This window comes from Psychrobacillus sp. FSL K6-1415 (genome assembly GCF_038003185.1).
Classification (GTDB): domain Bacteria; phylum Bacillota; class Bacilli; order Bacillales_A; family Planococcaceae; genus Psychrobacillus; species Psychrobacillus psychrodurans.
Genome location: NZ_JBBOOQ010000001.1, coordinates 1017582 through 1042821, shown reverse-complemented (window position 1 = coordinate 1042821; position 25240 = coordinate 1017582). Strand labels below are relative to the sequence as shown.

At 35.8% G+C, this 25240-nt stretch carries 19 protein-coding genes; 1 reads left to right on the top strand and 18 read right to left on the bottom strand.

Annotated features, from left to right (window positions below):
- Positions 1 to 11: 11 nt before the first annotated feature.
- Positions 12 to 1181, top strand: a complete 1170-nt coding sequence (locus tag MKY60_RS04805; RefSeq protein ID WP_340928866.1) for a CAP domain-containing protein — start codon at positions 12 to 14, stop codon at positions 1179 to 1181.
- Between the two features lie 394 nt (positions 1182 to 1575).
- On the opposite strand, the gene MKY60_RS04800 is transcribed toward MKY60_RS04805, so the two are convergent.
- From MKY60_RS04800 to MKY60_RS04715, 18 genes are all read right to left on the bottom strand, one after another.
- Positions 1576 to 3111 carry a SpoIID/LytB domain-containing protein gene (locus tag MKY60_RS04800; protein ID WP_340928864.1) on the bottom strand — a complete coding sequence of 512 codons (1536 nt, stop codon included), beginning with the start codon at positions 3109 to 3111 and terminating at the stop codon, positions 1576 to 1578.
- Entirely contained in the window at positions 3112 to 3807 is a 696-nt protein-coding gene (locus MKY60_RS04795; RefSeq protein WP_340928862.1) for an SH3 domain-containing protein, read from the bottom strand.
- An 18-nt stretch (positions 3808 to 3825) separates the two neighbouring features.
- Complete coding sequence (locus MKY60_RS04790; RefSeq protein ID WP_340928860.1) at positions 3826 to 6381, bottom strand: N-acetylmuramoyl-L-alanine amidase; 2556 nt, start codon at positions 6379 to 6381, stop codon at positions 3826 to 3828.
- Positions 6382 to 7940: 1559 nt separating this feature from the next.
- Positions 7941 to 8978, bottom strand: a complete 1038-nt coding sequence (locus MKY60_RS04785) for an LCP family protein (RefSeq protein WP_090563435.1) — start codon at positions 8976 to 8978, stop codon at positions 7941 to 7943.
- Between the two features lie 80 nt (positions 8979 to 9058).
- Positions 9059 to 10279, bottom strand: coding sequence for a glycosyltransferase family 4 protein (locus MKY60_RS04780; protein WP_269920547.1), 1221 nt, complete (start codon positions 10277 to 10279; stop codon positions 9059 to 9061).
- 13 nt (positions 10280 to 10292) lie between these two features.
- On the bottom strand, positions 10293 to 11156 hold the full coding sequence (gene galU, locus MKY60_RS04775) for a UTP--glucose-1-phosphate uridylyltransferase GalU (protein WP_090563440.1): 864 nt from the start codon (positions 11154 to 11156) through the stop codon (positions 10293 to 10295).
- 27 nt (positions 11157 to 11183) lie between these two features.
- Positions 11184 to 12251, bottom strand: a complete 1068-nt coding sequence (locus MKY60_RS04770; protein WP_340879219.1) for a glycosyltransferase — start codon at positions 12249 to 12251, stop codon at positions 11184 to 11186.
- Complete coding sequence (locus MKY60_RS04765) at positions 12248 to 13363, bottom strand: glycosyltransferase (RefSeq protein ID WP_093496597.1); 1116 nt, start codon at positions 13361 to 13363, stop codon at positions 12248 to 12250. The genes MKY60_RS04770 and MKY60_RS04765 overlap by 4 nt, the downstream gene beginning before the upstream one ends.
- Positions 13360 to 14658: an oligosaccharide repeat unit polymerase gene (locus MKY60_RS04760; RefSeq protein WP_241595474.1), complete on the bottom strand. Its 1299-nt coding sequence runs from the start codon at positions 14656 to 14658 to the stop codon at positions 13360 to 13362. Before MKY60_RS04760 ends, MKY60_RS04765 begins: the two co-directional genes overlap by 4 nt.
- Before the next feature lie 168 nt (positions 14659 to 14826).
- Entirely contained in the window at positions 14827 to 15891 is a 1065-nt protein-coding gene (gene wecB / locus MKY60_RS04755; protein WP_093496598.1) for a non-hydrolyzing UDP-N-acetylglucosamine 2-epimerase, read from the bottom strand.
- Positions 15888 to 17486: an asparagine synthase C-terminal domain-containing protein gene (locus tag MKY60_RS04750; protein WP_340879216.1), complete on the bottom strand. Its 1599-nt coding sequence runs from the start codon at positions 17484 to 17486 to the stop codon at positions 15888 to 15890. Before MKY60_RS04750 ends, wecB begins: the two co-directional genes overlap by 4 nt.
- Positions 17487 to 17499: 13 nt before the next feature.
- On the bottom strand, positions 17500 to 18909 hold the full coding sequence (locus MKY60_RS04745; RefSeq protein WP_340879215.1) for a lipopolysaccharide biosynthesis protein: 1410 nt from the start codon (positions 18907 to 18909) through the stop codon (positions 17500 to 17502).
- Complete coding sequence (locus MKY60_RS04740; RefSeq protein ID WP_340928857.1) at positions 18910 to 19641, bottom strand: acyltransferase; 732 nt, start codon at positions 19639 to 19641, stop codon at positions 18910 to 18912.
- 13 nt (positions 19642 to 19654) lie between these two features.
- Positions 19655 to 20971: a nucleotide sugar dehydrogenase gene (locus MKY60_RS04735; RefSeq protein WP_093496601.1), complete on the bottom strand. Its 1317-nt coding sequence runs from the start codon at positions 20969 to 20971 to the stop codon at positions 19655 to 19657.
- Positions 20972 to 20989: 18 nt separating this feature from the next.
- Positions 20990 to 22003 carry a Gfo/Idh/MocA family protein gene (locus tag MKY60_RS04730; protein ID WP_340928854.1) on the bottom strand — a complete coding sequence of 338 codons (1014 nt, stop codon included), beginning with the start codon at positions 22001 to 22003 and terminating at the stop codon, positions 20990 to 20992.
- The gene (locus MKY60_RS04725) at positions 22000 to 22740 is read right to left on the bottom strand and encodes a hypothetical protein (protein ID WP_340879213.1); all 741 of its coding nucleotides are present in this window, start codon (positions 22738 to 22740) and stop codon (positions 22000 to 22002) included. The genes MKY60_RS04730 and MKY60_RS04725 overlap by 4 nt, the downstream gene beginning before the upstream one ends.
- Before the next feature lie 79 nt (positions 22741 to 22819).
- Positions 22820 to 23935, bottom strand: coding sequence for a DegT/DnrJ/EryC1/StrS family aminotransferase (locus MKY60_RS04720; protein WP_269920558.1), 1116 nt, complete (start codon positions 23933 to 23935; stop codon positions 22820 to 22822).
- A 73-nt stretch (positions 23936 to 24008) separates the two neighbouring features.
- Positions 24009 to 25073: a glycosyltransferase family 4 protein gene (locus MKY60_RS04715; protein ID WP_090563465.1), complete on the bottom strand. Its 1065-nt coding sequence runs from the start codon at positions 25071 to 25073 to the stop codon at positions 24009 to 24011.
- Positions 25074 to 25240: the final 167 nt, after the last annotated feature.

Sequence of the window (25240 nt, the reverse complement as noted above, 5' to 3'; positions counted from 1 at the left end):
GAGATGAATCTATGAAAAAACTTTCTATTGTAGTATTATTACTTTTCGCTTTAATCTCAGTTCCAACGATCTCTCAAGCAGCAGATTGTCCTTCCATTGTTTCCTGGGATGGAGTACAACTAAAGTCCGGGCAAATCGGCCGAGTTTTGATACAAAAACCAACGACTGTTTATAAAAATATCAATGGAAAATTTGTGGCTTCTAGAGCTGTAAAACCTGGTGAGAATTACAGAGTATACGCCAACAAGTCGACATACTATCATCTTGGTGGCGGGTTATTTATTCTAGACAATAAAGATATTTTGTATCAGACACCATCTAAAAGCAAACTAAGTCAGTTAAACTGTGTGAAAACCACTCCAACTTCTCTTTCAATTGGAGATAACAAAACAACTGCAATAGCAACACTAGATCCGCAAAAAGTAGCTGTTGTAAATGAATTTGGTGCGCCAACTTCCGTTTATCACGATAATTACAATGACTTTTATGCAATAAGCTATATAAAAAATAAAGTAGCATCTATTTATACGAAAGATAAAAGTTATCAAGTAAGTGGAGTTTCAGTAACTAATACTATTGAACAGTTAGAAAATAAACTGGGCACAAACTATGAAACTACGGGAAATACTTATCCAATCGAAATTATTACTTATGATTTACCTAAATATGAAGCAAACTTTTTCATAGATGTGCATAATGATAATAAAATTTCTGCTATCTATTTAATTGATCACGAGATGATTGATAATAATCCTAATTTATATCCAAAAAAATCTACGACTTTAGAAACAAGCTATGAAACTCTTTTATTCGAATTAACGAATGCCGAGCGTAAAGCGCAGGGAGTGACTGTTCTTCAAAACTCTTCGAAGGTTGCTAATGTTGCACGAGGTCATAGTGTAGACATGGGTTTAAATGATTATTTTAACCATGATAATTTAAAGGGTGAATCACCATTTGACCGCCTTTCGAACGGCAGCATACAATATAGAAATGCTGGAGAGAATATTGCAATGGGCTATACGAGTCCCTATTTTGCTCATGAAGCTTTGATGAATTCCTTAGGTCATCGTAAAAACATCATTAGCACGGCTTACACACAATTGGGTGTAGGTGTTTACTTTGCAAAATGGGTCTATGGCTCAATTCCATATTATACTGAGAACTTTATAAAACCTTGATAGATAGGAAGCAGCCCCGAATTATTGTAAAATTCTGGGCTGCCTTTTTTATTAATTTAAACGTAGCAATTTAATAATTGAGCTTTTAGTAGTTTATTTCCGCTCCAGGCAGACGCTTTCCGTGGGCACGGCTTCAGCTGCTTCCTTCGCTTAGCTCAGTCCAGGGTCTTCAGCTCGCGCTGTTCCTACTGGAGTCGCCGCCCTACGCTACAATAAACTATGTCTACTTTTCAAAAACAGACAATTGAAATCATTATTAGCTAAATAAACAAGGTTTATATGGTAAAACGTCCAGATGAAATTAACGATAGTAATTAGAAAAATTTTAGCATCTAAGCGATTCTCTAAAAAGCTAATACAAAAAGGCAACCACAAATGCGGTTGCCTTTTTGCATTAGAATTTCTCGATTGTTGTTCCTTGGTAATAATGTTTCAGAATACGATCGTATGTCCAACCAGCTTCAGCACGTGCTTTTGCACCATATTGACTCATGCCGATTCGGTGGCCATAGCCTTTTCCGTTAACTGTTACTGTTTGGATCCCTGTACTTGTTACTCCTGTTGTTGAGATAATGCCTTCGTTCGTTTGTACATTCACTGAACCATTTGGAACTGTTAGTACTCCCGAAGCTGTTTGAACTGACATTCCGTTAAGTGATGTCACCTCTGAAGAACCTTTAGCACCTTGAATAGCTAAGTTCGTTCCACCTGTTGGTTTACTGAAGGAAATGTCAAACCAGCTTGATTTTAATGATGCATTTTTAGCATCTAAAAATACATTTCTCATAACAGATTCATTGCCAGAAATGGTTTTCTCGCCGGATGAAGTAATTGCGGTTACTGCGGTTACTTCCCCGTTGGATCCACCTTTTGTTAGCTTGATATCTAGTAAAGTATCAGTTGATGCAAACCCGAATTTCTTTAAAATATTTGCCACTGGTATACTAACCGTCCAGTTTTTATAAGGTGATTGTTCAATAGAATCGTCTACAGATACAAAATGTGAAACCTGTGTACTATTCCATACTTCACCAATATTGGCGGTTTTACCACCACTTGTCGAGTAGAAATAGGCTTGAACAAGTTTGCCATTTGCTTTTACTACTAATCCATTAGTAGCTTCTACCGCAGCATTGGTATTTTTATGTTCTGATGAGTAACCTTTGTACATTTGGTCCTTCGTCGTACTGCTTAGAATACCAGCTTTACTTAATGTATAGCTTCGTGCAGCAACTGTCTGTGCTTTTAACGCTTCAATATGCCATGAGGCTGGCGATTCATTCGGAATTACACCTTTTAAGTAGTTTTCCAAATCGAGTCTATTAACGATTTGAACTGTTGCACCTGATTTAACAACATTAAAACTACCACGATATGAACTGCCATTTGATGTCTTTCCTATAGGTAATGAGGGTACATTTGCGACTCTTCCACTTGTAGCTGGAATCCAAGATGAAACACCTTGATCATCCGTAATAGAGTACCATGTTTCCCCACTGGCATTCGTAAATTCATCAACGAAGTTTGCCCCTTGGAAAGCTGTATAAGATTTAACTGTCTCATAATCAGCTGTAGCACCTTTTTTACCCTCAACATTTTTAGTAAATACAACTATTTTTTCATTTCCAGAAATTGCATGTAAAGCATAACCATTTGCCGAATACATAGCTGCTCCTGTTTGATAGATGGATACTTCCCCATTTACCTGAGAAAATGTGACTGGTGTATCTGGTAAAGCATAAAACATTTCATTTGTCGTTAAGTTTTGGAGCTTGTAAACTCCTGATAGGTTAAGAGAAGTTGTAGAGGCGTTATGTACCTCAACTTGTACCTGTTTGGAATAAGTCTCTTGTTTATATGCCAAGGCGCTATTTGTTGAAACAAGGCTAAGCACTGCTACTGATAAGATGGCGATTACTTTTTTCTTCAATTATTTCACCTCAGTCAGCGTACTTAGCACCCAACCTTTAGTACCCTTAGGAGTTTGAACATTATACCAAGTTTCCCCATTTGCATTTTTAAATGATCCTAAATAGGTTAATGTTGATCCTTTAGCTACTGTTTCAAGCGAATTATAGTTAGTAGTTGCCCCTTTGCGAACATTTGTAGCTTGTTTTGTTACAACCTTTGAAGGTATGAACTCACTTGGTTTTGTTGTAGAAACATCGTTTGAGAAGATCCAACCTTTTACAGTTGATGAAACTTCTACACGATACCATACTCCATCTGCCCCTTTATGCTGGCCGATAACAGTTAGTCCTTTGTTTGCTGCAATTGTAGATAGAACTTTATAGTTTCGCGTTGCTCCACTATGCACTTTTGCGCTTGTAGTTGTATAAACTACGGCTGGTGTTTCAGTTGAGGGTTCAGTTGTTGGCGGTGTTACTACAACATTGCCACCCTCTGCCACAGCTTTTTGTAATTGTTTAATAGTCGCATCTTGTGCTGCAAGTTGTTTTTCTAAAGATGTTACTTTTGTTTGTAGTGGGCTTAGTTGTGCTTGTACCCATTCAACGGATGCTAATAGTAAGTTTGAATTTGCTTTTGTTGAAGTTGGCGCATTGATCGTTAATAACAAACTTAGTCCTAGGACTGCACCAACCGTTGCTAATAATTTCTTTTTCATTGGTTTATCTTCCTTCCATTATTGATTGAAATAGTTTTCTAATCCTTTACGAATTCCAGCTGCCGCTTTTTTACGGAAGGAAGTAGAAGCCAATTGAGCTTCTTCCGTCGGGTTAGATATAAATGCCAGTTCCACTAGCACAGACGGAATTTTATTCATACGATTTACATAGAAGTTTTGTTGCTTAACTCCACGATTATAAGTTCCAACTGCTTTTACTAAATCAGCTTGAATACTCTTCGCAAGTGCCAAACTCTTTGGTCCATTAAAGTTAACTGTCGAATTATAATATGTTGTTGTTCCTTTTGAAGTAGAACTAAATGAATCTGCATGAATACTAATAAAAGCATCATAATCAGAACTATTTGAGATATTTGTACGCTCAACCAACTCCAAGAAAACATCACTATTACGTGTTAGCGTTACTGTTGCACCCGCAGCTTCAAGTTCAGCCTTAAGGAATTGAGCAGTTGCAAGATTGACGTCTTTTTCCTTTGTTCCATTTTTACCTACAGCTCCAGGATCCTTAGCACCATGACCAGCATCTATTACTATTTTCTTACCTGCTAAACCTTTTGGAACTACTTTAATCGTTAATTCGTTATTATAATCACGAATGGTGTATGTGTAATTAGGATCGAAAGTGATTAATAATACCGATGTACCACCGGAAACCTTCTCAACTTTCATACTCTTCACACCAGTAACCTTCGATTTAATCTCGTTAATATTTGAGAGATTACCATAAATACGAAGCACGTTTGTTGATGGTATTGAATAAGTAATGTCGAACTTGGATGGTTTAGACCAAACCATATAATTTTGGCCATTTCTAACTTCTGTTCTACCGTTCGTCAATGAAACTGGTGAAATCGGCGCAACATCTGTAAGTACAGAGGCTTGAATCCAGCCCCGTTTTTCAGTTGGTGTTTCGATATTTACCCATCCGTTAAGTGTACGTAATACTCGTACCGGTGAACTTAAATAAATTGTATCTACTTTTTTCGCGGTAGCACTTGCTCCATTATATACTGTAGACGTCTTTGTCCCATATTTAATAGGTAGGTTTGCATTTACTTCGAAGTCTGGAATCCAACCTTGCTTTCCACTTGCCTGGATGTTTAACCAAGTTGTCCCATCGGTTGAAACTAATTTGCTCAATACAGTGAATTTCGTATTCTTTGGTAAGCCTACTAAAACCGCTGAGTTATAATTACTATTTGCATACAGTAAAGCATTAGCACGTAGAATCGTACCTGTTTCCCCATTACCTGGAGTGACTACTGGAGTCTCGTCGACTTTGTCTACTACTGATACAACTGATTGATGTAACCATGCATCTCCATTAGTAGAAGTTACTTTATACCATTTTTCATTCTTACTATCTGTTGCATATTGTGCTGAAACGAATTGATCATTTAACTTCGATTGAGTTACAACATCATAAGTAATTCCAGGACCTGAACGCATATTTGCTACAGAAACGGAAACCTTCAAATTTGTTTCCTCTATAACGATATTTTCTTCTGGTTTTGGCGTTTCAGTCGATGGATTTTCGGGTACAGTAGAAACACTTTCAAATGCGGATGCGGGAATCCAGCCTTTTTTCCCAACAGCATAAGTTACTTGATACCATTTTTCTTTTGAAGCATTTGTAAACTCTTGATGGATTGCTAGTTTTACTCCCATTTGAATCGTTGCCACTGTTTTATAGTTTTTAGTAGCTCCAGAATGAACTGTCGAGGTTTTACTTACAACTTTATTGGCAATTGAGTTATCTTCAAAAGCAGTTGCAAGAATCCAACCTTTTTTCCCAGTGGCATATGTAACTTGAACCCATTTTTCATTGTAACCATTTGTAAATTCTTGATGAACTACTAATGTCGTACCCACTTTTGCTGTAGCAACAACTGTATAGTTTTTTGTAGCACCTTTATGAATTGTTGTTTGATTGATTACTTTCATCGATGTTGCTGTTTCACCAGCAGTACCGTTCAATACGAATAAGTCAGAAGATACCCAGCCTTTTTTTCCTTTGTATTCAACATTGAACCATATTTCGTTAGAGGTATTTGTAAATGCCCCTAGTATTTTAAGTGAAGTGCCAACTGGAATAGTAGCTACTACTTTATATGCAGTTGTTGCTCCACTTCTCATTTTAGAAGCACTAGTCCCTATTTTTTGAGTTGTACCTACATATGAATCTCCAGATTTAGTCGTAGACGCTTTAACTGCTGCAGTAGCTGCTGTTAAATAATCACTAATAATCCAACCTTCCGTCGAATTCAAGGAGACTTTGTACCATACTTCTCCCTTACTATTTTTCTCATTGGCAAGTACAGATACCATTTGACCGGCTTGTACAGATGTTATTTTATCGAATTCTGTACCAGCACCAGTTCTGACATTGACATTATTTTCAGTAAGCAGCGCTTTGTTGCCAACCAATTGTTGAATGTCGTCTAATATTGCAGAAGTTGAGGCTGCATATACGGATGGTGCTTCACTAGCAAGAAGGTTAAGCGGCAAAAGGACAGAAGTTGCTAAAACTGATGATGCGATTACTTTTTTCATTTGTTCCTCCTAGAACGTTTATTTCTTCCATTTTAAAACACAGAATTTCATAAAACAATCCAACGAATGTAATTAAAACCTATGTATTATAAATTTAACATATTTCATAATCTTATGGCATAAGCTAAAAATACCCATTTGTATAACAATAAGGTTACAAGTTTCGAGTTTTCTTGTAATTGAATTGTAATAAGAGAATTTTGTTTCTATGGAGAATAGTGTAAGATTCTAAATTATACTGTCTAATTTGTGAAACGTGCCTTGGCTAATCAAGAGAATAAACCTGAGGGCTTTGGACAGACATTTTGCTATATTATTACCGGGTGAGTTTTTAGTGATATTGATTGTGACTTCCCACAAACCAATATCACTTTTTTCGTTAATCTTATAGTGTTAGTCTGTCTTGCCCCCCTACAACTCTTAGAAACAGGTAAGTGCGTTTTCGGATAACTAGTAAAAGATACTTTCTCATTCATAGAATAAGCGCACGAAGATATAATTTCGTGCGCTATTTCGGTTATTTATTTAACATACATATCCTTATACTTATTGAATGGTTTTATATTAATTTCTCTTTACTTGCTCTCACTTATTGTTTACTCACTCCCGTCTAAGAGTTACTTGCTGTCGTAAAGGATTTACTTATTCTAAGCCTATATTTACTTTCGGACTATTATCTTTTACTTGCGGAAAGGATAACTCTCCCAAATTGCTTTGCTAATTCACAGCCTAAATGTGTAAAATCGAATTACTAAAAGTTGTTTTCTACTCAATAGATCGACTGAATTGGATAGTATCTTTAGATAATCTTGCAAACTCATCTTGTTTTCCATATTGGGCTTGAAATTAATCTATGTATAAACTGATTGTAGTGAAAGGCGGCAATTCCAGCGGGAACAGCGCGAACTGAAAGCCCCTCAGGAAAGACATTGGCCAAACTTTGTTTGACCGATGTCTTTGCGACGAGTAACCGCAGGAGCATATGTTTTCGTAGTGACGAGGAGATTGAAGTCGTGCCCGCGGAAAACGTCCGACTAGAGAGGAAATCAGCCCTGTTCGAATTTAACAATATAATATTCTTTATGAAATTGATTTATTTAACATACATATACTTATATTATTGAATGGTTTGATCTTAATTTATCTTTACTTGCTCTCACTTATTGTTTACTCACTCCCATCCGTGGCTTACTTGCTGTCGTAAAGGATTTACTTGCTCTAAGCCTATATTTACTTGCGGACTATTATCTTTTACTTGCGGAAAGGATAACTTTACCAAACTACTTTTCTAATTCACAGCCTAAATGTGTAAATCGAATTACTAAAAGTTGTTTTCTACTCAATAGATCGACTGAATTGGATAGTATCTATAAGTTCACGCAAATTCAACGTGTTATCCATTTTGAGCTTAATTTATGAATAGTAACTACCTACTAAATTGATTGTAGTGAAATAAATGGCGGCAACGCACGCGGAAAGTGTCCACCTGAAACGAAAATCAGCTGTCATGGTACATATAAAAAAAAGAGTAAGACGAAACGCCCCGTAGGACGCTCATCTTACTCTCCCAATGTTAAATTATTTACATTCTTCGTTTTATTTAGGTCACTTTGAGCATTTTGTCCAAAGTCATCTAGATTCAACTTCAGTTGCTGTTGAATTTCTTCAATAGATTCCTCTTCAGGTATGAAGTAGTAGATACCTCTAATTGTTGCATCATCTCCAGAGATTTGTAGCTGTTCAATTGGAGAAGATTTTAAGTTCTGATACATTTTTATCAGTCCTAAATATTGAGAGGTAGGTATATTTGTTTTCACATTATTTCCGACATCAGCAATCATATCATCGATTTTGGTAATATTACTTAGACTTGTGCCTTTATTGATGATTTCTTGAATCACGTCTTTTTGACGTAAGTTACGCCCCATATCGCCTTGAGGATCAGTTTTACGCATACGTACATAAGCAAGCGCTTCGTTTCCATTTAAATCCATTGTTCCTTCAGTGAACGTCTTCCATTTTAAACTGTCAGTTAACTGGGCTTTAAATGTAAATGGTACATCTACTTCAATACCGCCAACCGTATCAACAATATCCTCGAATCCCTGGAAGTCAGTAGAAACGTAATAGTCTATCTTTAAATCTAATAATTCTTCTACAGCATTGATCGTGTAGTTAATACCACCGTTTGCGTAGGAGTGATTTATTTTGTCTTCATATCCTAGATCAGGTATATATACTTTTGAATCTCGGGGTATACTAACCATTGAGATTTTTTCTGTTTTAGGATTGATGGTCGCTACAATAATAACGTCGGATCTACCGTAAGTAGCCCCTTCTTGGTTTTCGATACCAGCAAGTAAAAATGTGAAAGCTGAATCTTCCGCTATCGCACTTTCAAACTTACTTTTTGTTTCCTCTACTTTATCCCGTTCAAGTGGTTCATACATATTTGCTGTAGCATTTTTTGTCTGTAAAGATAGGTTAGTAGCAAAAACTATCACACCAGACAATAAAAGCATCGAAATAACTAGAACTGTATATAAAATTTTTCTTCTCGTCTTCTTTTTTCGTTTTGTGTGACGTGAAGTAGCCATAATTCTTCCCTACTTTACTGTTAAAATATAATCTAACCAATTATACAAAAATTTTTGTCAAATGTATATCGAAAATACACTTACTTCTTCGTAAGGTTAGACAACAGGTCTTTGACAATGGATACCCAACTGTATTCATTCAATGCCAATTTCCGACCACATTCTTTCATTTCTGAACGATCTGTCTCATCCATTTCTACAAATGAAAACATTGTATCTACTATAGAATCGACATTTTCTGGTTTAGCAACAAGTCCAATATTATTTTTTGTCACGATTTCGGCACTTTCCCCTTTACCGCAATATAATACAGGAACCCCTGATGAAGCCGCAGGGAAAATTTTAGATGGACGTGCTCCTTCAAACAACTGTATATCACGCAATGGGACGATACTTACATCCGTGACAGAAAATAATTTAGGCATTTCTGTCAAAGGTAAATGTCCTAAAAAAGCAATGTTGGTAAGGCCTAATTCTTCCGCTAATTGATGTAGCTTTTCTTCTTCGGGACCTGCCCCAGCAATTAAGAAAAAGGCATTTGGTACCATTTCTTGCATATTCTTTGCTGCATGCAAAATATACTCTAGACCCTGCGCATATCCTAGATTACCACCATAGGAAAAGACAAACTTGTTTTGTAGATTAAACTTTTCTACATATTCAGCATCTTTTTCTCGTGGTTGGAAGAAATTCGTATTTACTCCATTGGGAAGTACAAACACTTTATCTTCTGGCTGAGAGTGGTTAATGATATATGAACGAATACCGTCTGTTGCAGTAGCTATTTTCCATGAATGTTTATATAAAAATGACTCTAGTATTTCTGCAAGCTTTATGAAAAACTTATTTTTTACAAGTCCTAATTTCACTGCGGACTCTGGCCAAACATCGGCAACGTTAAAGACAAACTTTGCTCCTTTTAGTTTCGCACTTATCAAGCCCGTTAGTCCTAAAAATATTGGTGGTGAGTTAACTATAATAACATCTACTTTTCCAGATTTCAATAATCCATAAAATGAACTGAATGTAAATGAAAAATACGAAACTAAACGTTTATAAAAAGTCCCTTTTTTGGAAGGATATATCCAAGTACGATGGACAGGAATTCCATCCCACTTTTCAAACTCATATTTTTTCCCTTTATACTCCTCTGGAATAATTCCGTGAGGATGATGAGGAAAAGCCGTAACCACTTGAATATCATGACCTTGAGCTAAAAGTTCCTTACTTACCTCATATACCCGAATTTGCGGGGCACCCGTTTCAGGTGGGAAATGTTGACACAAATATACAATACGCATTTAAATCACCGTTTTAATCTTTCAATTTATTCTTTAAATAGGCTATTAATGGCTCTTTTAAATCGTCACGTTTTAATGCAAAGTCAAATGTCGCTTGTAAAAAACCTAATTTATCACCTACATCATAACGTTTACCTTCAAACATATATGAGTAGATAGATTCTTTAGCCAACAAGGAATCAATTGCATCCGTTAATTGGATTTCTCCTTTTGCATCTGGTTGGACTTTTTCAAGTTCTTCAAATATACCAGGTGTCAAAATATAACGACCAACAATTGCTTGGTTGGATGGTGCGTCCTGAATAGCAGGCTTTTCCACTAATCTTTTTACTGTATATAAATTATTATCTACTTCGCTATAGTCAACTATACCGTATTTATTTACATCTTCGGTCGGTACTTCATTGACTCCTAAAATACTACTTTGAGTTGACTCATACATATTAATCATTTGTTTTAATGCAGGTACTTCTGCGTCTATAATATCATCGGGTAACAAAACAGCAAAAGGTTCGTTGCCAATAAATTTTTTCGTACAAAGAATTGCATGACCTAAACCAAGAGGCTCCTTCTGACGCATATAATGTATGTCCACCAGATTAGAAATGTTCTCCACTGTTTCTAACAACTCAGTTTTTCCAGTTTTCTTTAATAGTAGTTCTAATTCGATGGATTTATCGAAATGATCTTCCATCGATTTTTTATTGCGCCCAGTTACAATAATAATATCTTCTATGCCAGAAGCAATTGCCTCTTCAATAATGTATTGTAAGTTTGGTTTATCTACAATTGGCAGCATTTCTTTAGGTAATGCTTTCGTTGCAGGTAGAAAACGAGTCCCAAACCCTGCCGCAGGAATAACAGCCTTCTTAATCATATCCAATCACCTTTCTCTTTCTAACGATTATAGATACTTTTTATATAACTCTAACATGTAATGTGCGTTATCAACCCAACTATAGTGCTCTGCTACATGTGATACTCCAGCTTGTCCCATAGCCTCTCTTAAGTCACTATTTTTAGCAAGTTTTTTGAATGCGCTTGCTAATTGTTCCGGACTTTCTTTATCCGTTACAATGCCAGTTACACCGTCTACCACTACTTCTGGAAGACCGCCTACATTAGATACGACTACCGGAACACCACAGGCCATTCCTTCTACTGCTGCCACTCCAAAGCTTTCACTATTTTCTGTAGATGGGACCGCGAAAATAGACATCTTACGGATAACATTAGGGACCTCAGTATTCGGTACTTTTCCAGTAAAGGTTGTAACTGCATCAATACCTAAATCCTTAGTTAGTTGCTCATATTCTGCTCTTTGTGGGCCATCACCTGTAATAAGGAGTTCAGAGTTTGGAAATTCTTTATAGAATAATGCAAAGCCCTTCACTAAATCAGCTATCCCGTATTTATCTTCTAACGCTTTTACAGTTCCAATAATAATTTTGTCACTTGTTTGTTCTTTAGCTGCTTCCGGATAAAAAATATTAATATCTACACCAAAAGGAGTTACTTCTACAAAACGATTCGTATATAAATTTGTTTCTTTAGCCATCACATGACTTGTAGAGAAAATAGCAGTAGCTTTACTTAACGTGAACTCTATCAATTTTTTATTAAGTTTACTCTTTTTAGGGAAATCAAAAATATCTTTTCCCCATACTGAAACAAAATACTTTTTATAATTGACCATCGCACCTAACAAACCGTAGCTAGAAACAAAATGCGAATGAAGTACATCTGGTTGCCATTCTTTCAACATTTTTTTCAATGCTGGAGCTGCCGCTAAATAAGAAGCTTTGCCAGGTAATGACTTTGGCAATACAATAGTCGGAACCAGCTTTGCGTTGTCCTCTGAATAATGATCTTTAAACGTGTACACTTTCACATCGATTCCTTGAGATTGGTAGAATAACGCCCATTTTTGTGTATGAATCGATCTGCTTGGTGCTAATAACGCAATTTTCATTGGTTACCTCCTATTAGTGCATGCGCCGCTTGTTCGGCACGTTCATTCCATGCATGCTTTTGTAAGAAAGTTTGCTGTATATTTTGTTTGTATTCAGCAAACTTTGGTTGTATCGCTTGCATTCCTTCTACAAGACTCCCTGCATCATCACCTGTTAGAACCCCGTAAGGTCCTGATCCTATGAAGTCCTCTTGTGCAGAACAATTGGTAGCAATGATTGGTAGGCCTGCTGTTAAATATTCAACAAGCTTAATTGGCACTGCAAAGTCATTGTAAACAGAACGTTTTCGAGGAATAAATGCAAAATCTACTTCTTCGTATAGTTTTTGTAGTTCTGTCCCGCTGACATGTTTCACTTCAATATACGATTTGTTTAGCTTTTCCTTTTCTAAACTAGTTAAGTCGTTATATTCATCTTCGCGACAAACAATCACTAAATTTCCTAAAACATCGTCTTTGTTTAACAAAGCATAAGCGTCTACCAGTGTAGGCAGTCCATAATCATCATTATTAATACCACCTACATAGATACCTTTGAACGGCTTTTTAATGTTGTCTGAATTAGTTTTAATATCTGCAAAACGTCCACCTGGTGGAAGAGCCATTTTGGAAGCATTTATATTCACGTATTTCCCCATAGCATCACTAGGTAAGAAAACGGTATGAACGTATTTCCCGTAAAATTTTTCTTCCATTTTATAAATAGATTGCATGATGAATTTTTTTATACCTCTTAAAGAATATAATTCATCAAACTTCCAGTATACATCTCTATAAAATACTCCAGTCGGAACTTCATGTTTCTTAAGCATCTGAAATACTTGTTTATCTATTTTCCAATCTTTCGGAATATGGCCAGCATCCGTAAGCCATAATGGAATCGTTTGATTTTCTGAATAACAAAACAATGTGTGCTCTAGTTTTTTATCCTGTAAGAATTTATTCCAAAGTAGACGACGTTCATTTGTACTACCAGAAATAACGACTAATTCAACACCATGCTTTTGCGCATAAGCTTCAAATGCTTTTATCATTTCTACAGGACGAATAGCAGATCCACTTTTGGGATTCGTTGCTATCGTAAATGGATAATATATAAGAATATTTTTCATGCTTTCACCTTTTTCCTCTTCACCTTACTCATAAGGAATGTCCAAATAACGTGAAAATACTGCTCTAATATAAATAATCCGGCAAGAACGACTGTCATCATTATCCAAATTGGATTGAAGAAAAAGTCTGCTGCTCCACCAACAAGTGTTCTTGGGATATTAATGGTAAAGTAAACTGTTAAAGCAATAACGACTGGAGTTTTTGGTAGTCTTAAGAAAGCGATATATAACAGCTGGACAACTGCAGCTACATAAATAATACAAACTATAACTCCAACATATCCAAATGATCCAAAAGCTTCTCCAATAAAAATCGTATTTAATACGCCGCCTGTCCCTTTATCTACATTTTCAGGGAACACATTTTCCATGACCATTCTTGCTGTACGCACCTGTTCAATATCGAATATACCAGCGATAAACGAAGGTAATCCTTTCATCTCCAGTAAAGCGATAGAATGTGAGTACGTATCTAAATGTAAAAAGAAAGGAGATATTTGCGCTAGAATAATTCTTCCAATTGGACCAGAATTATAGGACAAAAAGCTCTCAACTTCTGTTACTCCTTGGATAGCTACATACATGATTACTAATAATACTGTCCCTGAAATAACAAAGGCACTGATTTTCTTCCAATTTAACTTTAGTGTTTGTGTGAATACACCTGCTAACAACAACATGATGACATAAAAGAAAACGGGTGATTTTGCCAAATCGTATGTAGTTATTACTAAAGATGACATAAACAACAAAAAGAATACGATCTTCCAATATAATGCTCTAGATTGTGTTGTATATATAAAAGCAATTATTGAAAGAACCGGAGTTAAGGCGATTGCAAATATATTTCGTATATATACATCAATTCCACTAATTCCTCGTGACGCATCAATACGCATCTTCGCCAGTTCAGATGTGTTTCCTTTTAACAATTCAAATAAAGGTACAGTAGAGGTCTTCAGCATTGTATAAGCTACTGCTAGCACAGATATAGCAGTAAGTGCACCAAAGGCTAATCTAAACAAGCGTCTATTCTTATCTACACTTGTACGAACGGGTTCGTGTAGGTAGCGGTCAAACTCTATTTCCGAATTAAAACCTAATATTCTTCCTACAACCAATTGCGTTAGTGGGAATAAAATCATTAATAATGTCAACAAAATAAATCCAATGATTCGATACTCCTCATGGTCCATTCGTTTAATCATATAATAATCATCAATCCCTAATGCTATCAATAATCCGCCAATATAACTGGAGATAAGGAAAGAATAATAATATATTATGGTAATCATATTTGGCTTTACAAGAGAAAGGCTTCCAGAGACCTTTTTAAAAAGGTATGTGGAAGCCACCACAGTAAAGAGCCATATGCTAAAAATTAACAATGCTCACACCTACTTTATATTCATCAATAACGCCCAGATTTGATCTGTGGGTTTTGCTAGATTATATCAAAAAAATTAAGCTAAATATTCCTTCAGTAACGCTAGCACTTTTTCGGATGTTTTTCCATCTCCAAATACAGGTGTATAAGAAGGTGTTACTTTTTTGTTTACAGCAGCTACTATTTTGTCCGTGTCTGTACCAGTTAGAATATTTGCATCTTCTATTAATGTTTCTACCCATTCAGTTTGATCACGAACTGTTACACATGGGACTTCTGCGAAATATGCTTCTTTTTGAACGCCACCAGAATCTGTAACGATTTTTTTCGCATTAGTTTCTAACGAAAGCATATCCAGGTAACCAACTGGTTCGATAACATGTAAGTTTGGAATTTGGTCTAATTTAAATCCATAATCCTCTAACTTATGCTTCGTACGTGGATGAATTGGCCATACCTTTTTATCTGGGATTTGACTAAATGCATCTAATATAGATTTCATACGATCTACATCATCCGTGTTTTCTGCACGATGGATCGTGATTAATAAATAATCTTTTGCAGTTAGGTTTTCACGCTCTAAAATAGTCGTTGATGATGCTGCTAATTCTTTATTATACAATACTGCATCATACATTACGTCTCCTACATTATAAACGCCTTCGGATATATGTTCGTTTGTTAAATTTTGTATTGCTGTATCAGTTGGACATAGAAGTAATGTAGAAATATGATCTGTTAGTATGCGGTTTACTTCTTCTGGCATTTTCTTGTTAAAACTACGTAGCCCCGCTTCTATATGTACAATAGGTACATGAAGCTTTGCAGCTGCAAGTGCACCGGCAAGTGTTGAGTTAGTATCTCCATATACAAGTACAAAATCCGGAGTTTCAGTTAAAATTATTTCTTCAATTTTAGCTAACATTTCTCCAGTTTGTTTCCCGTGGTTTCCAGAACCAATTCCTAAATGATAATCTGGTTTTGGAATATTTAACTCTTCAAAAAAGATGTCGGACATATTTGCATCATAATGCTGTCCAGTATGAACTATTAGTTCTGTTACTTCTTCACGGATGACACGTGATACTGCAGCAGCTTTTATAAATTGGGGTCTTGCTCCTAAAATTGTAAGAACTTTCATTTTGTAATCTCCTTCATCATTTCAATCATGTCTTTTACGATAAATGAATTAATATTATATGGATGTTCATACTTCTTACCATTTCGTGTGAATTTTAACGATTTTACATATTGCTTATAAGTTGGGTAGATACCGAACCATTCCATTGGCTCATCAAAGTATTTTCGATAAAGGTTTTTCTTCCTATATAGCTTGCGCAAAATAGGATAGAGCATGCCATATTTATTTTTCAACGAATTTTCTGGACCTGGTTTTTGAGGCATTGAATAATAATCTGGATGCATTTTATGCAATGTATAATCGTATAAATATTTTTTATATTTTAAGTCTGCTGGAAGCTTACTGAAGAAATGGATTAACCGATCATCCCATAACGGAAGGGACCAGCCTTGACCAAAATACTCATAAACTCGAACAGAGTTAATGATGAACTTGGATTGTCTTTCTCTCCAGTTCCATTCATCTATTAGTGAAGACACTCGCTCATTCGTGTAATTGGAATACACTTCTATGTCTTCGATTAAACCTCTTCCTATATTCGTGTTTGCATAAGTTTTTTCTCCATTAAGTTCCCATAACCGGAAATGCTTGTTCATGATGAAGGTTTGAATTTCACTCACTTCAAATTCTTTATCAATAATCGATTCATATGGTAAATGGCCACCCGCTAGGTAATCTAGGGAATGACCTGGTAGAAACACAGCATCCTTTAAATTTTCTTCTTGTACTAAAAGCTTGGTACTCGGGAAATCTTGTAAATGTGCAACAGAGACACCATTGCTAGAATACACAACATAGTCTTTCCAGTCCTCCGACTTGTACATGTCTTCCCACATTTTCTTGTCATAAGCAAAGTACTTCCACTTAAGCCCTAACTGATCAGCTATTTGCTTACTAACAGTAGATTCCCCATTACCTGGTCTTCCATATGTAAAAGCAGTAATATTATCTTTTAATCCTCGTTCCACCAGATTTAAAGCGATTAACCTAGAATCATAGCCACCACTAAGTGGGATAACTATTTGACGTCCTTGCAAACGTGTAGCTAAATCATCAAATAATTCATGGAAAACCTGCTCCAATTCTGCAGCAAATGTATCTATAGCAGCTGATTCTTTTTCCAAAACATATGTGTAATAATAAGTTTGTTTTGCATCCTTAGCTAGTTCCACATAAGAAACAGCTGGCACTTGAAGCCAGTCAGCAAAAAGTGTTTTATCTCTAAATACAAACCCCGTTACAAGAAACTCATCTTCTGCCTCTGGCACCATTTTCATGCCTTTATAAGGTGTGATATAGTCTTGAACAATCCAATTGGATACAGAGTCTTGGGAATAGAATAATGGGATAGATCGTTTCATATCCGTCACTAAAGTAGTATTATGTTCATTTGTGAAAACTAAAGCGTACTCCCCATTCCAAGTGGAATATTCCATCGAGGAAAGCTGAGCTGCACTAAATATGCTACCAAAGTTTTCATGGGTGACATATTGATTTTCATAGTAGAAATAACCTCTAAAAAACCCTTCGTACCCTTCGCCTGTAATAGGATAAAAATCTTTATGCCTAAGGTTAATCTTACAATTTCTCGCCATGCCATATCCCCCATTACTTTCTAAAATATTTATCCATTCTAACTACTAATACTAGTACTAAAAATACAATCCATACTCCAGCTATCAACCAGTCATTTAACTCTGTTAATTGAATATACACGATACTCAATGTGGCAGCTATTAACCAAAAGATTGTCCATGCCATCTTAAATCCAGAGAAAGGCACATAGTAAAGCTTCTGACTTTTACGGAACACGATGAACAGAGCCAAACAGTATGACAAAACATAAGAAATAACGGTACCCCAAATTAAGAAAATTGGGACGAATATAAAATTCAATATAACTGAAACAACTGCCGCTATTCCAAATGCTATGGAAATATGTTTTGTCTGTTTAGAGTAAAATATCCCCGTAGAAACAATCATATAATAAAAACTTAAAAATGTTGCTATGGAAATTGGCGCTACGTATTGAAATGCTGTTCTAAAATCCTCGGGCATCACCAAAATTATCCATGGCATAAAAGTGGCTAATGCTAAAACTCCTAAACTACCTATCAATAAAAATGCTGCATATAAAGTAGAAAATAGTTTCGGACTACTTTCCTTATCTTTTAATGACATGGAAAAAGGTCTCCAAGCAAGTTGTATCCCACTAGTCAATAAAGTGATAAATGTAGCGAATTTAATAGCAGTACCATAGAGCCCAACATCACCAATAGTTCCAAACCCTCTAATGAAGTAGTTATTTGCATTAGCAATAATCCAAAACGCTAAAGAAGCAGGTACCAAAGGAGTTGCATAAACAAGTATTTTCTTTAGAATACTCCAATCAAACAAAGGTTTTAAATATATTCTTACTGGCTTTATTAATACTAAGACTATAATAGCTACACTTAATAATCGAGCCAATAGAATCCCTTCAAGTGACGTCCACACGAAAATCAAGAAAAGCAATGACACAACAGCGATTAAAAGCATTTTTGCAACAGTTGTTGCGACAACTCTTTTCGTATGAAAATCATATCTCAATATAGTTAATACGAGTGTGACTATAGTATCCAAACAAAGTGTTCCAAGTGCAATATAAAATAATTGAGATTGGCCAGGAACTTCTAATAGTAATACAGAAAGCCACTCTCCACCAATTAAAAATACAACGAATAATAAAATAACTATGGATATCCTAAAGGTCATAACGGATCGAACATACTTTTCACGTGTCTCTTTGTCTTTATACTCAAAGTAGTAATAGGCCAGAGCCGAATCTGTGCCAAAAATCACTAAGAAAGTAAGCATCGACACATTTGTATCGACGAGTTGAAGCAAACCTACTAGCGATGTATCCACTAAATAATGAGCGTATAAAGGAAAGAGGATGAAAGCTATTAGTTTCGTCCCTACATTCATAAATGCGTAAAGGAGCGAATCCGCTCCTAAACGTTTTAACTGAGAGAACACTTAGAGAAGCTCCTCTTCGGGTACATTTTTTAAGAATTTTGCCGGGAATCCTTTGATCACCGTTTTTTCTTCTGTATCTTTTGTAACAATTGCTCCTGCTGCTACAAAAGTTTCTTCTGCAATTGTGATTCCTGGAAGAATTATAGATGCTCCACCTACACGTGCTCCCTTTTTCACAATTGCTCCTTTGATTTTATCAAAACGAGCTTCAGTTCTACCCATAAAGTTATCATTCGTCGTAGTTACACACGGTGCGATAAAGACATGATCTTCTAAAGTAGAATGTGCTGTTATATATGAATTCGATTGAATTTTAGTACGTTCTCCGATGGTTACAAAGTTTTCTACCGTGACATTACGTCCGATAATAACGAATGCACCAATCTTAACATCTTCACGGACAGTTGCTAAATCAGCGATTAATGTACTCTCACCGATAATAGCTCCTCTATAAATAATCGTATTTGCTCCAACTGTACATTCTTTTCCTAATTCAAGGGGTGGGATTACTTTCGTGATTTGCATCGTGCTTGTCTTAGCTGGTTTTGGTTGCTTTCCAACAACAGCACCATCATCAATTGTTGTACCATCCCCGATAATCGTATTCGCATGAATCGTCACACGATTACCGATACGAACGTTATTGCCTATTTTGGCACCTTCTTCAATTACAGAAAAATGACCAATTGTTGTTTGTTCACCTAGTTCGGCAGTTTCATGTATAAAGTTCATATTCATGTCCCCCTTATAGTTTAATGTAACGGTTTGGAGTTTCGATTCCTTTGAATGCATTACGTGTATCAAAAATAACTTTCGATCTCTTCGCAATGTTTTCATAATCAAATCCAGTATGGTCAGTAGCTAGTACAACGATATCTGCATTATCAAGCATCTCATCAGTTAACTCTGAAGTATGAAGAACTTCACCATTTACACGATAAGATTCGACATGTGGATCTACTGTTTTGAAATCAGCACCATGATGTAATAATAACTCAACTAATTTTAGTGATGGAGATTCACGCATATCATCGATATCTTTTTTGTAAGCTACCCCTAAAAGAAGAACTTTAGCATTACGTAATGCTTTACCTTCATCATTTAAGATTTGCATAGCACGAGTAATAACGTAATCTGGCATAGAGTTATTAATTTCTCCTGCAAGTTCGATTAATCTAGTGTGGTAGTTATACTCACGAGCTTTCCAAGTTAAATAGAATGGATCGATTGGAATGCAGTGTCCGCCTAGACCAGGACCTGGATAGAATGCCATAAAACCATATGGTTTCGTTTTTGCTGCATCAATTACTTCCCAAACATCAATTCCCATTTTCTCACAAAGGATAGCCATTTCGTTCGCAAGAGCGATATTAATATGACGGAATGTATTTTCAAAGATTTTTTCCATTTCAGCGATAGCTGGGCTAGAAACTTTGTGTACATCACCTTCTAATACGCTACTATATAGTGCAGCTGCAACATTGGTACATTTTTCTGTAATACCACCAACTACTTTTGGTGTATTTTTTGTATTAAAGTCTTTATTACCTGGATCTATACGTTCTGGCGAATAAGCGATAAAGATGTCTTCACCTACAGTAAATCCTTGGTCTTCTAAAGCAGTACGAATAATTTCTTCTGTAGTACCTGGGTAAGTTGTTGACTCTAAAACAACTAATGTTCCTTTTTTCGCATATTTAGCAATTTCATTTACCGAACTCTCCACATATGAAGTATCTGGTTGTTGGTAAATATCAAGTGGTGTTGGTACACAAATAGCAACAGCATCCACTGCACTAATAGAACCATAATCAGATGAAGCTGTTAAATGACCAGAGTCTACCATCTCTTTCAAGTCGTTATCTACAACGTCACCAATATAGTTAATACCTTGATTTACTTGTTCTACTTTAGATTCTTGTACATCGAATCCGATAACTGTATATCCAGCTTTTGCTTTTTCTACTGAAAGGGGTAGTCCCACATAACCTAAACCTACAACACCGATAACTGCTGTATGGTTTTCGATTTTCGCTAATAATTCTTCATAGTAATTTGACATATATGTCTCTCCTTTAAATTAACTGAATATAATACGTTTTCCTGTCTCTGATGATTCGATAATCGCCTCAATTAGACGGACAGGGTTATAACCATCAATTCCGCCAACTTCTGGTTCACGATCTTCATTGATAGCTGCAACCATATCTTCAATAATACAGTCATGTCCTTTTTTGCCCCAAGGATCATTTTGTATTTTCGTTTTCAATGCTTTTACTTCATCTTCTGAAAAACCTTCTACATCCCATGTATCAATGAACACTGCATTTTTACCGCTAACTTTCACGCTTGCAGATTCACCGAAAATAGATAGGGATTCTTCCAGGTTTTGTGGGTACACTGTAGTTGCAGCTTCCACCACTCCTAAAGCCCCGCTTTCAAACTCAATTAAAGCAGTAGCTACATCCTCTGTTTCGATGTCGCGGAAACGTGTTGCTACCATACCTTGAACTGATTTAACTGGGCCCATAAACCATAATAACAAGTCTAGATTATGTATGGCTTGATTCATTAGCACTCCACCATCGAATTGTTTCGTACCTCTCCATGGAGCTTGGTCGTAATACTCTTGCCCTCTATTCCAACGGACAGTTGCATTAGCGTGGCTCAGCTTTCCAAATTTACCTGCATCCATTAACTCACGAACTTCCATAATTGCTGGACGGTATCGATTCGGATGTACGATGGAAAGTTTAACTCCCGCTTCTTTTGCAATCTCCATCATTTCTTTTGCATCAGCCGAGTTAAGTGCCATTGGCTTTTCAGTCACTATATGTTTGTTATACTTTGCTACAACCTTTGTTAAAGTTGCATGTAAACCAGAAGGAACACAAATATTCACTACATCAATTTGTGGATTTTCAGTCAACATTTTCTCTAAATCTGTATATTTTAATACATTTTCATCATCTAACACTAATCTATCGGGATTTGTATCACAGATAGCAAAAAGGTTAGCCCCTTCTGCATTTTGAATAGCAGCTAAATGTTTATCTGCGATGAAACCCATACCTACAATTGCAAATTGAATCATACTCTTTTACTCCCTCTAGCTTCTAATATATATTTCCATAAAGATAAAATAAGGATAGCAGCTAATATCCCAAGAATGAATCCTGCGATTGCTCCTTCTAAACCGTACGATTTTGTTTTTGCTACATAGGTAGTTGTTGCAAGTGCAGGCTTCTCAAAAGTTATAATGTCGTTTCTAACACGTTGCTCTGTAGCCAATGCATTTGTTAAGTCCATCTCTGCAGTACTTAATAATGTTGAAAAGTTGTTTATTACCGTTACGTTGTCAGTATCAGTTATAACTTCTTTATAAGACTCAATAGCCGTTTTCAAGGTTGCAATTCGCTCTGCTTGAGCCTTTGCATAAGCCTCTGTTCCTTGAATTACCTTATCATATTGAACCATTAGTCCTTCAAGTAATTGATCATTGAATTGAGTCAATTCTTCTGTGACTTGTTCTTCATTTTCCCCATAAGTTTCTAACTTGATATAACTTCTTGTCGGTACAAATACTTCTGTTTTTCCAGTAAAGTGTTGCCCGTATTTTGTTTGGATATGTTCAGGATTTGTTAAAGCTTCTAATTTTACTGATCCAGTAAATACAGTGCTTTTCCCAACATAATCTCCGCCATTAGGAATTAGCATCGAACCAAGATATCCCAACAAAGCTACTATTACAGGAATAATGATAAACCATACTTTTTTCTTCCAAAAAAATTCTAATGAATCGTACAAACGATATGTTCTATTTTCAGCCATTTCACTTCTCCTTTAAATCTCTTTAACAGGCAGTTAGAGGGAAACGTAAATAACGTCTCCCTCTACTTTTATCCATTCATTATTTACTAGCAAAAAACTCAGCGATTTTCTCTACCACATATTGTTGTTGTTCTTCTTTTAACTCTGGGAACATTGGTAAAGAAAGTGCTTCATTTGCAGCTTTTTCAGCTTTAGGGAAATCACCTTTTTTATAACCTAGGTTTTCAAAAACTGGTTGAATATGCAATGGTAGTGGGTAATAAATCATTGTAGAAACTCCATTTTCATTTAAGAAGGCTTGTAATTCATCACGACGTTCAGTCAGAATCGTATATTGATGGAATACGTGATGGAATCCTTCAACGATAACAGGCGTTTTTACATGATCTGCTACTTTTTCGTTTAGTAAATTTGTGTAGAAGTCTGCATGTTTTCTACGTTGCTCACCCCAAGTATCTAAATGTGGAAATTTCACATTTAATACAGCTGCTTGCAATTCATCTAAGCGACTGTTGTAACCAAGTACATGGTGGTAATATTTCGGTTTACTTCCGTGCACACGAATTACACGACTTTTTTCTGCAATATCATCATTATTTGTAACGACCATACCTCCGTCACCATATGCACCAAGGTTTTTCGTAGGGAAGAAGCTATAAGTTGCTGCATCTCCAAGTTCACCAACTGTAAATTCACCTTGTTTAGCACCAATTGCCTGTGCAGCATCTTCTACAACAAATAGATTATGCTTGTCCGCGATTTTACGAATACTTACCATATCTGCCATTTGTCCATATAAATGAACTGGAATAATAGCTTTTGTTTTATCTGTAATATGTTTTTCAATCTCATTAGGATCTAAGTTAAAAGAAATTGGGTCAATATCTGCATATACCGGTGTTGCACCAGTTCTAGCAATCGCTCCACCAGTCGCAAAGAATGTAAATGGAGTTGTAATAACTTCATCTCCAGGTCCAACCCCCGCAGCTTGTAACGCTATATGAATTGCATCACTACCATTCCCACAACCAATACCATGAGCAACATGACTATACGCAGCAATGTCAGCCTCAAGCTTTTTAACATTACTACCAAGAATGAATTGTGAGCTACTCATAACACCATCTAAGGCTTCTAATACTTCACTTTTTAATGATGCATATTGTTCCGATAAATCTAACATAGGTACTTTCATTTTATCAACACCAACCTATCCATGAATTAAAATCTAATATAAGTTTTAAAGCAATATGTGAAAAGCACAATTATTAATCGCGCTTATACCCAACAACCTTTTGGAATACAGAAATAATAGGTCTGTATTCTTCACTAACGAGTCCAATCTTTTCAGCAATAATTTCAAACGCAATTAATATAAACAATAAGATAAATATCGCCCATCTTAATGTTAATGTTTCAAATGTAATTGCGGCTATACTAAATATTAAACCAAAACCATATATCACCAAAACAGTATCCCGGTGCGTTAACCCTAGGGCTAATAAACGGTGATGTAAATGTGATTTATCTGCAACGGATATAGGTTTCCTATTTACTACTCTTCTTATAATCGCGAATGATGTATCGAAAATTGGTACACCTAAAATCATAATTGGTACAACAAAGCTAAATAAAGTTACACTTTTGTATAAACCAAGTAATGAAAGTATCGAAATCGCATATCCTAAAAACATTGATCCTGTATCACCCATGAAAATTTTTGCTGGGTAGAAATTATGGAACAAAAATCCAAGTGTACTCCCCAATAATATTAGGGAAAGGGTAAGAATTAACATCTTATCTGCTGAGAAAGCTAGGAAAGCAATACTTGCAAACACTATTGAAGAGATACCTGCTGACAAACCATCCAATCCATCAATTAAATTGATGGCATTCGTAATAGCTAATATCCAAAACAATGTAACTACATATGAGAAGATACCAAGCTCAAATACACCAATGAACGGAATATTTAATACATCGATCGTTAATCCACTACCCATTACTGCACAAGCCGCCAAAATCTGACCTAATAGTTTAATTTTAGCCGATATCTCATATTTATCATCTATTATTCCCAAAACGATTATGATCAATGCACCGACCATAATACCTGTAATTTTTGCTTCATACAATCCTGCCACAAAATAACCAGCAATTACTGCTATAAAAATTGCAAGACCTCCCAAACGAGGCATTACATTTTGATGTACTTTTCTTTCAGAGGGTTTATCAACCGCTCCTATTTTATGTGCTAGTTTAATAACAAGCGGGGTTACCGCTATTGCTGTCGCCATAGATATGATAAAAGCAAGAAGTAATTTTATATCCAAATATATCATCCTTGTTTTATTATTTTCAAAAATTAAAGTACAACATTCATTTAGACGTATACGCTATATGAAAGTTTCTTCAATTACTGATTATACTATAAAAATACGCTTATAACCAAATTTAGTATAAAGAAAGAAAAGACTGATTTTTCGTTTATAAATACATA